Annotated in this window: 10 protein-coding genes; 9 read left to right on the top strand and 1 reads right to left on the bottom strand. The window is 48.0% G+C overall.

Features of this window, described 5'->3' with window-relative positions:
• Window positions 1-174 precede the first annotated feature (174 nt).
• The 3 genes from FND36_12640 (at window position 175) to FND36_12630 (ending at window position 3,122) form a co-directional block, all read left to right on the top strand.
• Complete coding sequence (locus tag FND36_12640) at window positions 175-1,281, top strand: hypothetical protein (GenBank protein ID QDW74812.1); 1,107 nt, start codon at window positions 175-177, stop codon at window positions 1,279-1,281.
• 99 nt (window positions 1,282-1,380) lie between these two features.
• Window positions 1,381-2,229, top strand: coding sequence for a helix-turn-helix transcriptional regulator (locus tag FND36_12635; protein ID QDW74811.1), 849 nt, complete (start codon window positions 1,381-1,383; stop codon window positions 2,227-2,229).
• Window positions 2,230-2,243: 14 nt separating this feature from the next.
• Entirely contained in the window at window positions 2,244-3,122 is an 879-nt protein-coding gene (locus FND36_12630) for a LysR family transcriptional regulator (GenBank protein ID QDW74810.1), read from the top strand.
• Window positions 3,123-3,183: 61 nt separating this feature from the next.
• Here FND36_12630 and FND36_12625 read toward each other — a convergent pair whose 3' ends face one another.
• Window positions 3,184-4,074, bottom strand: a complete 891-nt coding sequence (locus FND36_12625; protein QDW74809.1) for a LysR family transcriptional regulator — start codon at window positions 4,072-4,074, stop codon at window positions 3,184-3,186.
• Between the two features lie 226 nt (window positions 4,075-4,300).
• Here FND36_12625 and FND36_12620 point away from each other — a divergent pair, with 226 nt between their 5' ends.
• From FND36_12620 to FND36_12595, 6 genes are all read left to right on the top strand, one after another.
• A complete protein-coding gene (locus FND36_12620) occupies window positions 4,301-6,043 on the top strand; it encodes an ABC transporter ATP-binding protein (GenBank protein QDW74808.1) in 1,743 nt (580 codons plus the stop codon).
• A gap of 27 nt (window positions 6,044-6,070) precedes the next feature.
• Complete coding sequence (locus tag FND36_12615) at window positions 6,071-7,945, top strand: ABC transporter ATP-binding protein (GenBank protein QDW74807.1); 1,875 nt, start codon at window positions 6,071-6,073, stop codon at window positions 7,943-7,945.
• Window positions 7,946-8,191: 246 nt separating this feature from the next.
• Entirely contained in the window at window positions 8,192-8,569 is a 378-nt protein-coding gene (locus tag FND36_12610) for a hypothetical protein (protein QDW74806.1), read from the top strand.
• Between the two features lie 59 nt (window positions 8,570-8,628).
• Complete coding sequence (locus tag FND36_12605; GenBank protein QDW74805.1) at window positions 8,629-10,137, top strand: D-alanine--poly(phosphoribitol) ligase; 1,509 nt, start codon at window positions 8,629-8,631, stop codon at window positions 10,135-10,137.
• Window positions 10,138-10,140: 3 nt separating this feature from the next.
• Window positions 10,141-11,331, top strand: coding sequence for a hypothetical protein (locus FND36_12600; GenBank protein QDW74804.1), 1,191 nt, complete (start codon window positions 10,141-10,143; stop codon window positions 11,329-11,331).
• Window positions 11,324-11,548, top strand: coding sequence for an acyl carrier protein (locus FND36_12595; protein ID QDW74803.1), 225 nt, complete (start codon window positions 11,324-11,326; stop codon window positions 11,546-11,548). The genes FND36_12600 and FND36_12595 overlap by 8 nt, the downstream gene beginning before the upstream one ends.
• Window positions 11,549-11,553: the final 5 nt, after the last annotated feature.

Here is an 11,553-nt window from a genome sequence, read left to right as displayed (position 1 = left end):
CAAAAAAGCCGGCAAGTACGCAGTTTATCATGTCTTAGTCAAAAAAAACTGACTAGCTCAAGATGATTTGCGTACTTGCCGGGCAAAAGAGAGGACTGTTATGATGGAAGCAAGTTGAAAGCTGACCGGGAAGTTTTAAGAACAGAGGAAAGACGAAAGGAGACGCCTTTACACATGGAGACAAAATTAAGTATTAAGAATATCATTATATTCATGGGAGCTTTTATTGCCTTTTCCATAGGTTCAGGATTTGCTTCCGGTCAGGAAGTGATGCAGTATTTCGCTTCTTATGGATATCAGTGCGTGCTGACAGGGCTCGCGTTTTTGGCCATTTTAGTTTATACCAACTGCAGCTGCCTGATGGCTGGACATCGGAAAAAATTTGACAAAGGAAGTGATATTTTTTATTATTATTGTGGACCCTATCTGGGGAAATTTTTCGATTATTTTGCTACGGTGCTCTGTGCTATGTCCTTTGTCATGATGGTCGCGGGAGCTTCCGCTACGTTGACCCAGCAGTTTGGGTGGCCTACTTGGACTGGAGCGGCGCTGCTGGCAGGGTGTGCCTGTATTTCTACGATCTTTGGTCTGGATGCGGTGGTAGACGTGATTGGTAAGATCGGTCCGATTCTGATTGTTTTTATTATGGGGATCGCTGTGATCACTTTGGCAGGAGACTGGCAGAAAGTGCCGGAAGGAGCGGCACTGCTGGCAAACGGGGAGACCGAAGTCCTGCAGGGCGGCAGCAACTGGCTGACTTCCGCTATGGCCTACGGGGGATTCGCTCTGATGTGGTTCCCAGGCTTCTGCGCCAATTTGGCTGCAAAACATAGGATCAAAGAGCTTCTCTGGGGAGCGGTACTTGGACAGGTCGTGACGGTGCTGACAGGAGTTGTTCTATCTTTTGCGTTTATTGCAAATATTCAAGAGGTGGCAGACAGCCAGGTGCCCAGTCTGATTTTGGCAGAGAACATTTTCCCATATATTGCGGTCGTGTTCGCTATCGTTATCTTCTTGGCGATTTTCTCTTCAGCCTGTCCGTTACTGTGGACAACGGCAGTAAGGTTTTTTAAAGAAAAATCCAAACCGTATAAAATCCTGACTTTATGCCTGACGGTTGCCGCGATCTTAGTTGCGCTGCTGCTGCCGTTTAATATACTGGTCAACTTTTTGTTTATGGTCAACGGATATGTGGGATTTATTTTTGTTTTGTGTATGATCATCAAGGATGTCCGATTGTTGTTTGAAAGACATCAAAAGAAAGAGCAAGAGCGGAATTAGGCAGATTAAAAGAAAGACTGGCAGGCGTTTTGTTCAGAGAAAGTGGGAACAAAACGCCTGCCGTTTGGAATTTCGGAGTAAGGAGGTGTAATTTTATATATGGATATTGAAGAAAAGAAAGGGCAGCAGATGCAGGGAACTGGATGTGATTGCCCGATCATCTATGTCTTTCATCTGGTTTCGCGGAAATGGGTGATGGATGTGCTTTGTAAATTGAATAAGTATCAGGTCATGCGATACGGTGAGATTAAAAAAGCAGTTCCAGGAATCACCAATATGGCGCTGACGCAGGTGTTGAAGGAATTGGCAGCCAATGGAGTCATTGACCGGATTCAGTACAATGAGATCCCGCCACATACGGAATACTCTCTGACAGAACAAGGGAAAGAACTGATTCGGGCCTTGTACAGCGTAGCCCGATGGGGCTTAAAGCAGATGAGTGAAAAAGGCCATTCTACCTGTGCAGATAAATGTTACAGCATGTATTATGAATACATCCCGGCGGATAAGGAGAAAGAGGTCTTCCAGTATCCAAAGGTATATGACGAACGCTATCAGCGGTATTACAATGAAATTCTGGAAGCGGGAGGACGTGAATATTCCACAGAAGAGCAGTTGGAAGCATTCCTGCTGGTCATGCTGCGGGTACTGACTGAGGATGGAAAGAGTTCAGCCCGGTGGGCAATGTTCTTCTTTATCCGAGAGGATACAGAGAATTACCTGCAAAAAGAACGGCCCCAGTATCAGATTCTGCGGGAGCTGATCGAAGAGGGGAAAGCAGAGGGGAAAATAAAGGTACCAATGGAAACAGACTATATTCTGGAGATGATCTCCAAGATCGTTACAGGATGTATCGGAGACTGGCAGATGGAGAAATGCGTTTATGACGTGATCGAGCGCAACAGAGCTATGATCCATTGGTTCTGCCAATCTTTATTTCAAGCATAAAAGGAGAGTCGACATTGGAATTACGGGTTTTGAACTATTTTTTGATGACCGCCCGAGAGGAAAATATTACTAAGGCGGCGAAGCTTCTGCATATCACTCAGCCCACCCTTTCCCGGCAGCTTATGCAGTTGGAGGAAGAACTGGGAGTCACCTTGTTTGAGCGCGGGAAGCACAGTATCACGCTGACGGAAGACGGCCGGCTGCTTTGGCGCCGGGCCCAGGAGATCTTGGAATTGGCGGAGAAGACCAAGGAAGATTTCCTGCAGAAAGAAAGCAGCCTGACAGGGGAACTTGCCATTGGAAGCGGCGAACTGAGAAGTTCCCGTTTTCTGGCCAGGGTCCTGGCCTCTTTTCAAAAGCAGCATCCGCTGGTCCGGTATGAGGTCTACAGCGGTAACTCCGACAATATCAAAGAACGGATCGAACAGGGGACACTGGATCTGGGTATCCTGGTAGAGCCTGTGGATATCAGTAAGTATGAGTTTATACGGCTTCCAGAGAAAGAGACCTGGGGAGTCCTGGTAAGAGAAGATTCTGAACTGGCTGAGAAGGAGAAGGTAAAGCCGGAGGATCTAGTGGGAGTTCCTCTGATCATGACCCGCCGTATCATGCTGCAGAATGAGATCTTCCACTGGTTTGGATCTTACGCGGAAGAAATCAATATCGTGGCTGGAGGAAATCTTTGGTATAATCTGGTGGCTATGGTGGAAGGAGGGGTAGGCGTAGGACTAACGCTGAATTTGAATTGCAAATATGAAAATGTAAAATTTATTCCTCTTTCTCCGGAAATGGAATCCAGGACGGTGCTGGCCTGGAAGAAAGCGCAGGCCTTTTCGCCTGTTACGAAAGCGTTTATCAGTCATGCCAGGAAAGAGATCCGGGAATATGTATAGAAAGAAATCTTAAGAGCCGGCGGCTTCCGTTCTCTAAGCGAGAGCAGAAGCCGCCGGCTTTTTATGAAGAGAAATCCTTCTGCAAAAAATCCTGAAGCAGGCGAAGGAACCGCTTCATTACCGGATAGTCGTCGCTTTGCTGATAGAAAACGCCAAAAGAGAGCATAGGAAGATCTCTGATCGGAATATAGACAAGACCAGGCTCCCGGATCTGAGGCATATCCGGATACAGAGTATAGCCCATTTTCGCCTTTGCCAGGACAAGGGCGCTCTCGATGCCATCCGCGAAATATCTTTGTTCCGGGGGAAGCTGGGACAGCAGATGATTTTGGACAGAAAAAAGGGAGCTGGAAACATGGCGGGGAGAGCAGACAATGATATTGTTTTTGCTTTCTATAAAATCCTTTTCCGTCAATGCTTTCTGTTCTGCAAAGGGATGGTCCGGCGTACAGACACAGGAGATTGGTATGGAACAAAGTTTGTGGAAATCCAGCTGGACCTTGCGCTGCGGATCCAGGACGCCGAAAGCGGCGTGGATCTGCCGGTTTACAACCTGTCCCAGAAGAGAGGGGAAGGGAACCAGATGGATGCCCGGCCGCAGGAATGGAAATTCATTCACCAGATCATGAAATACAGGCGGAAGAAGATTCATCTCCATGTGATTATGGCAGCCAATATCAAGGGGAAGGACATGCTCCTTCCTGCCCAGCCGCTCCTTAGCGGACAGAGCGGTTTTCAAAATGATCTGGGCATCCGGGAGAAACATCATTCCTTCCTGGGTAAGAGAAACGCTTTTGCTGGTACGGCGGAACAGTTTCACATCCAGTTCCTGTTCCAATGTCCGGATCTGATGGCTCACAGCTGGCTGGGTAATCTTCAATTCTTCAGAAGCTCTGGAAAAATTCAGATGTTCCGCTACGCTGACGAAACATTCTAACTGTATTGTGTTCATAATAATCTCCTGATAAGTAACTAAGTGAATCGGTAACTATAAAAAGTACTTATAGATTATAGCATCTTTGAATTTCACATGCAATGGAATATGAAGTAGAATTCTTATTGACCGATCATGAGGGCGTAAAAAGTTTGTATACGAAATAGCTGCCGGCAGGAGTTTGTACGCGCCGGCGAAAGATTTCCTGACAAAGATAAAGCGAATGGAAAAAGGAGATGGTAATATGAAAACGGTTTTGGCGCAAATAAAGCAATATAAGAAAGAAACATTCCTGACAATGGGATTCACAACTCTGGAAGTGATCATGGAGGTTTTGCTGCCATTTATCACTGCCATGATCATTGACGACGGCTTGGAACGCGCAGACATGCCGGCGATCTTAAGACTAGGGATGCTGATGATCGTGATGGCGGGAGTCAGCCTTCTGTCCGGTGCTATGGCGGGGAAATACGCGGCCAGCGCCTCGGCTGGCTTTGCCTGTAATCTGAGAGAACGTATGTATACCTGCGTACAGGATTATTCGTTTTCCAATATTGACAAATTCAGTACAGCAGGGCTTGTCACAAGGATGACTACGGACGTGACCAATGTACAGAACGCGTTTCACATGATCATCCGCATCGCGGTGCGGGCGCCGCTTATGCTGATCTGCAGCATGGTGATGTGTTTTGCCATCAATTACCGGCTGAGTCTGGTGTTTCTGGGAGCCATGTGTTTTCTGGCGGTGATCCTGGGATTGATCATGGTACGGTCCTTCCCCGTATTTCGAGAAGTATTTGACCGGTATGACAACCTAAACGCAAGCATCCAGGAGAATGTGACGGCAATCCGCGTAGTAAAGGCTTATGTAAGAGAAGACTATGAGAAACAAAAATTTGGTAAGGCGGCCCATGATCTTTATCGTCTGTTTGTGAAAGCGGAAGCTATGCTGGCTGTAAATAATCCGGCAATGATGCTGTCAGTCTATGGGTGTATCACGGCTGTATCCTGGTTTGGGGCCCATTTTATCGTGGCGGGAAGTATGAGCACCGGAGATATCACATCTTTGTTCAGCTATATCACGTCGATCATGATGGCGTTGATGATGTTATCAATGGTTTTTGTAATGGTTACCATGAGCGCGGCCAGCGTAAGGCGTATTTCTGAAGTGCTGGAAGAGAAACCGGACCTCCAGGATCCTAAGGAACCGGTGACAGAAGTGGCAGACGGAAGTATTGATTTTGAACACGTCAGCTTTTCCTATAAGCACGGAACTGGAGAAGATACACTGAAGGATATCGATCTGCATATCCGCTCCGGAGAAACCATTGGGATTATTGGAGGGACAGGCTGTGGGAAATCCAGTCTGGTCAGTCTGATCAGCCGGCTCTATGATGTATCGGAAGGGACGGTGAAAGTCGGCGGAAGAGACGTCCGCGAGTACGATATGAAAGCATTAAGAGATCAGGTCTCTGTAGTACTGCAAAAAAACGTCCTTTTCTCAGGCACGATCCTGGACAATCTGCGGTGGGGGAATGAAGAAGCTGCGGTTGAAGAGTGCGAACAAGCCTGTGAGGCTGCCTGCGCCGATGAATTTATCGATCGTCTGCCGAAAGGGTACGATACCTGGATCGAGAGAGGCGGCGCCAACGTGTCAGGCGGGCAAAAGCAGAGACTCTGTATCGCAAGAGCTCTTTTGAAGAGACCGAAGGTGCTGATCCTGGATGATTCGACCAGTGCTGTGGATACGGCGACGGATGCCAGAATCCGCAGAGCGTTTCAAACGTATATTCCGGGGACAACAAAGATCATCATTGCCCAGAGAGTTTCCAGTGTAGAGGACGCGGACCGGATTCTGGTATTAGACGCGGGAAGGATCAATGCTTTTGATACCCATGAACATTTATTGGAAACCAATGAGATCTATCGGGATATCTATGAATCCCAGACCCAGGGCGGCGGAGACTTTGACCAGGCGGTTTCATAAGAAGGAAAGAGAAAGGAGCGCAGAAACATGAAAAACGGAAATAGGATGACATCTTTCTATGTATTGAGGCGGCTGCTGGCTTATATGGTCAAAAGCTATAAATTTTCATTTTTGATGGTGGTGGTCTGTATTATCATTTCTGCCTGCGCGACTATGCAGGGGATGTTATTCGTCCAGGCGCTGGTGGATGACTATATCCTTCCGCTGCTGCAGGCACAAGAGCCGGACTTTGGACCGCTGGCCGCCGCCCTGGTGAAGATTGTCGGTATCTATATCTTGGGAGTGGCGGCCTCCTATAGTTATAACCGGATCATGGTCAATGTGAGCCAGGGAACGATGAAGAAATTTCGCGATGATCTTTTTGCGAACATGGAATCTCTTCCGATCAGATATTTTGATACCCATGCGCACGGAGACATTATGTCTGTGTACACCAACGATGTGGATACGCTGCGTCAGCTTTTCAGCCAGAGTATTCCCCAGATCATTAATTCGGCGGCGACTCTTGCGGCGGCGCTTGTCTCCATGCTGGTATTGAATATCCCATTGACCATAGCGACTGTGCTCATAGGAATGGTTATGCTGAAAGTTACGGCGGTTTTTTCCAGGCTCTCTGCACGGTGTTTCCAGAAGCAGCAGACGGATCTTGGAAATGTGGACGGCTATATCGAAGAGATGATGGACGGTCAGAAGGCAGTAAAAGTGTTCTGCCGCGAGAAACAGACCGTAGAAGAATTCAAGAAGCTGAATGACCAGCTCCGGGACAGCGCGGATAAAGCCAATCGGTATGCCAATCTTCTTATGCCGGTCAACGCGAATATCGGGAATTTGAGTTATGTGATCTGTGCTGTGATCGGAGCACTGCTGGCGCTGAATGGAACCATGGGAGTGACGGCAGGAACGGTGATCGCATTTGTGGGCTTGAATAAGAACTTTAACCAGCCCATCGCGCAGATCAGCCAGCAGATGAATTCTATCGTTATGGGGGCGGCCGGAGCTCAGAGAGTCTTCCGGCTTCTGGATGAAAAGCCGGAGGAAGATCAGGGCTATGTAGAATTGGTCAACGCCAAAGAGCATATGGACGGGACATTGGAGGAAACGGATGAAAGGACCGGACTGTGGGCATGGAAGCATCCTCATAAAGCAGAAGGGACAGTCACTTACGAGAAAATGAAGGGAAGCATCATTTTTGATGACGTGGATTTCGGCTATGAGGATTCTAAGATGGTACTGCATAATATCAAGATGTACGCAAAACCGGGGCAGAAGGTGGCGCTGGTGGGAGCTACTGGAGCCGGTAAGACTACGATCACGAATCTGATCAACCGGTTCTATGATATCCAGGATGGAAAGATCCGATATGACGACATCAATATCAATAAGATCAAGAAGCCGGATCTTCGCCGTTCTCTGGGGATGGTACTGCAGGACACTCATCTGTTTACTGGAACAGTCATGGACAACATCCGCTATGGAAAGCTGGAGGCGGCCGATGATGAATGTATCGCGGCTGCGAAGCTTGCCAACGCGGACGGGTTTATCCGCAGGCTTCCGGATGGATACCAGACTATGCTTACCGGTGACGGCGGCAATCTGAGCCAGGGACAGCGCCAGCTTATTGCGATCGCAAGAGCGGCGGTGGCAGATCCTCCAGTATTGATCCTGGATGAGGCCACATCCTCCATTGATACCCGGACAGAAGGATTGATCCAGGCGGGAATGGATGCCTTGATGAAAGGAAGGACTACCTTTGTTATCGCACATCGTCTGTCTACGATCAAGAACGCGGATTGTATCATGGTCATGGAACAGGGAAGGATCATTGAGCGGGGAAGCCATGAAGAACTAATGGAGGCCAAGGGGAAATATTATCAGTTATATACAGGGAATTTTGCGGCATAATGTCTTGGAGGTATGGATAATCCTCTTAAAACAGATCAGACAGGAACCGGCGCGGTTTCACGCGCCGGTTCCTGTCTGTCTACCTGGTCTTCAGAAAGTATTGACCGCAATGCGATAGGTTTTGCTGACAGGAAGAAAGTGGGAGATTTAGATTTATTTAGAATCTGTTTGGAATTGGTTAAGGTTTATCTTTCATAATGAGACATGACAAAAGGAATCCTTTTAAAAACACAAAGGAGGTAGATCATGAGAAAAGTTAGCAAAAGTATCTTGGTGTTTGCGCTGATCGGGGTGATGACGATCGCCATGGTCGCGTGTACGTCAAAAGGAAAAGAACCTGCGGCGGAGCAGAACCAGCAGGAGACGACTCAGCCGGCTGCGCCTGACGCGGAGAATCAGAATCAGGATACCAAGGAAGGCGGCCAGAAGCAGGAAGGCGGTCAGACTCAGGAAGAAGACAGCAAAGCGAAAGACAGCAAAACCAAAGACAGCAAAGCGAAAGACAACAAAGCGAAAGACAGCAAAGCGAAAGACAACAAAGCGAAAGACAGCAAAGCAAAAGACAGCAAAGCGAAAGACAGCAAAACCAAAGACAGCAAAACCAAAAACGGTAAGAAACAGTAAACCGACAGGCGCGGACGGTATCGCGGATACCGCCTGCGCCGGAAGGAAAGGATATAAAGATGAAAAATATATTGGAATATCTGGAACATACACAGAGGACTTATCCGGACAAGATCGCGGTGGATGATGGAAACCTTCAGATATCATGGAAAGAACTGACAGATATGGCAAAGCGTATGGGAACTGCGTTTGAAAGACAGGTGCCCAAGGGAAGTCCTGTGGTCATTCTGATGGAGAAAAGCGCCGTAGTGCTGGCGGCTATGCTGGGAACGGTGTATGCGGGATGTTTCTATGTGATGATAGATCCGGGACAGCCATCGGAGCGGACGAAGAAGATCTTCGAGACTTTAAAGCCGGGATTGGTAGTGGGGGATGAAAATACGAAGGAACGAATGGCAGAGATTGGCGAAAAAGTCCCTGTCTGTCTTTTGGAAGAAGCGCTGAAAATAGCGGCAGATGAGGAGAAACTATCCAAGATCCGCGCAGAAAGCAAAGAGACAGACCTTCTCTATGGCCTGTTTACATCAGGCTCTACAGGAAATCCCAAGGGCGTGGTGGTAAGCCATCAGGCAGTAATCCGATTTATTGGACATTTTACTGATATTTTTGGGATTCATGCAGAAGACAGGCTCGGCAACCAAGCGCCTTTTGACTTTGATGTGTCGGTAAAAGATATTTACTCTTGCATTCTGACAGGAGCTACGCTGGTACTGATTCCCAAAGCATATTTTTCTATTCCGGCCAAATTGGTAGATCTTCTCTGCGAACAAAAGGTGACGGTCCTTGTCTGGGCGGTATCCGCCCTCTGCCTGATCTCGTCTTTAAAAGGATTGGAATACCGGATCCCCGAAAGAGTGCGCATGATCATGTTCAGCGGAGAAGTCATGCCGGGAAAACAGCTGCGGCTTTGGCAGGAAGCGCTGCCAGATACGGAATTCATCAATCTTTATGGCCCTACGGAGATCACTTGTAATTGTACTTATTACAAGCTCCAGGGGAAATGGGATATGCGGGAGAAGCTTCCTATTGGACAAGCTTTTCCAGGCCGGGAAGTATTCCTTTCGGACGAAACGGGGAAAAGGATCACAGAGCCAGGGCATACAGGTGAGATCTGTGTGGCCGGGGAATCTTTGTCCGATGGATATTATAACAATGAGGCAGAGACAAGAAAACGATTCTGCATGGAACCGGATCCGGATGGAAAGGAAAGACGCTGCTACCATACAGGGGATCTGGGGTATTTTGGAGAGGATGGCCAGCTGTTCTTCGCGGGCAGAAAGGATTTCCAGATCAAACACATGGGACATCGCATCGAATTGGAAGAAATCGAGCGGTGGCTGGAACAGGTCCGGGGAGTAGAAAGAAGCTGCTGTGTCCTGGATCAGGAGAGGAAAAGACTGGCCGCCTTTTATACAGGAACGATCAAGCCCTGTGAGGTAAGAACAGGACTAAAGCAAAAAGTACCATCTTATATGGTGCCGGGCAAGATCGTCCAGGTGGCGGCTATGCCCCTCAATAAGAATGGAAAGACGGACAGAAGCTATTTTCAAAAGAAATTGGAGGTGTGAAGGATGGACAAGACATTTTTAGAACAGGGAGCGGCCCGGTTCGGAACGCCGTCCTATATCTTTGATATGGATATCTTGACGGAACATGTCGGAAAATTCCGGGAGATTCTGAGAGATACAGCCGGCCTCTGCTATGCGATCAAGACAAATCCATTTTTGGCGGAACAGATGGCGGGGATGACAGACCGGCTGGAAGTATGTTCCATAGGGGAATTCCAAATCTGCCGCAAGCTTCAGATCCCGCCGGAAAAGCTTTTTATCTCCGGCGTGCTCAAGAAAAAGGAAGAACTTTATGAAATCCTGGAGTACACGGGAGGGAAAAGCGCATGTACCGTGGAATCCCCGCAGCAGTTTCAGTATCTGATCGACTGGTGCGAGGAGCATCACGCAAGTGTGCCTGTTTATCTTCGGCTCTCCAGCGGCAATCAGTTTGGTGTGGATTGGGAAACGCTTACGAGCATGATTGAAATCCGTAAGAACTGTCCGTTTGTAAAGATTGTCGGTCTTCACTATTTTTCCGGGACACAGAAAAAAGGAACTGGAAAGATCAAAGAGGAGATTGCTTATCTGGACCAGTGCTGTAAAGAGATAGAAGAAAAACACGGATTTTTCATCGAAACGCTGGAGTATGGACCGGGGCTTTCTGTTTCTTATTTCAAAGGGGAAGAAGATCATCTTCTGGAAGATTTGAAAGAAACGGCAGAAGCAGTGAAGCGGATGCGATGGAAAGGACACGTGGTCCTGGAAATGGGAAGAGCGCTGACAGCCGTCTGCGGATACTATCTGACCAGAATCTGCGAGATCAAACAAAATGAAGGAAAAAAATATTGTATGACAGATGGAGGAATCCATCAGATTCATTACGATGGACAGGTCAGAGGGATGTACCTTCCGCATGTGGAGATGATCCCAGAAAAGGAAGAGGGCCAGGAAGGAGAATACACCGTGTTCGGCGCGCTCTGCACCGTCAACGATGTTCTGCTCCAGAAGGTCCGCCTAAAAGAACCTTCCGTAGGAAGTATGCTGGTCTTTGAAAGGACGGGAGCTTATTCAATGGTGGAAGGGATGGCATTGTTCCTGAGCCGGGAACTTCCGGCAGTGGCGCTTTATAGTAAAAACATGGGGTGGAAACAGCTCCGCCGCAGGCAGCCCACGTATCAATGGAATATGAAGAAGGAGGAAAATAATGGATAAATTGATGGATATTTTAAGGGATATTGATGACAGTATAGATTATGAGAAGGAGACGGCGCTGGTCAGCGGGAGGATACTGGACTCTTTTGGAGTGATCACTCTGGTGTCAGAACTGGAGTCCGCATTCGGAATCCAGATTGAGGCGGCGGAGATGACGCCGGAAAACTTTGACTCTGCGCAGGCGCTCTGGGCAATGATCCAAAGATTAAAAGGGTAGGTGTC

The organism is Lachnospiraceae bacterium KGMB03038, from assembly GCA_007361935.1.
Lineage (GTDB): Bacteria > Bacillota > Clostridia > Lachnospirales > Lachnospiraceae > Massilistercora.
The sequence above is the reverse complement of the archived record's forward strand: the minus strand, read 5'-3'. Positions and strand labels throughout refer to the sequence as shown.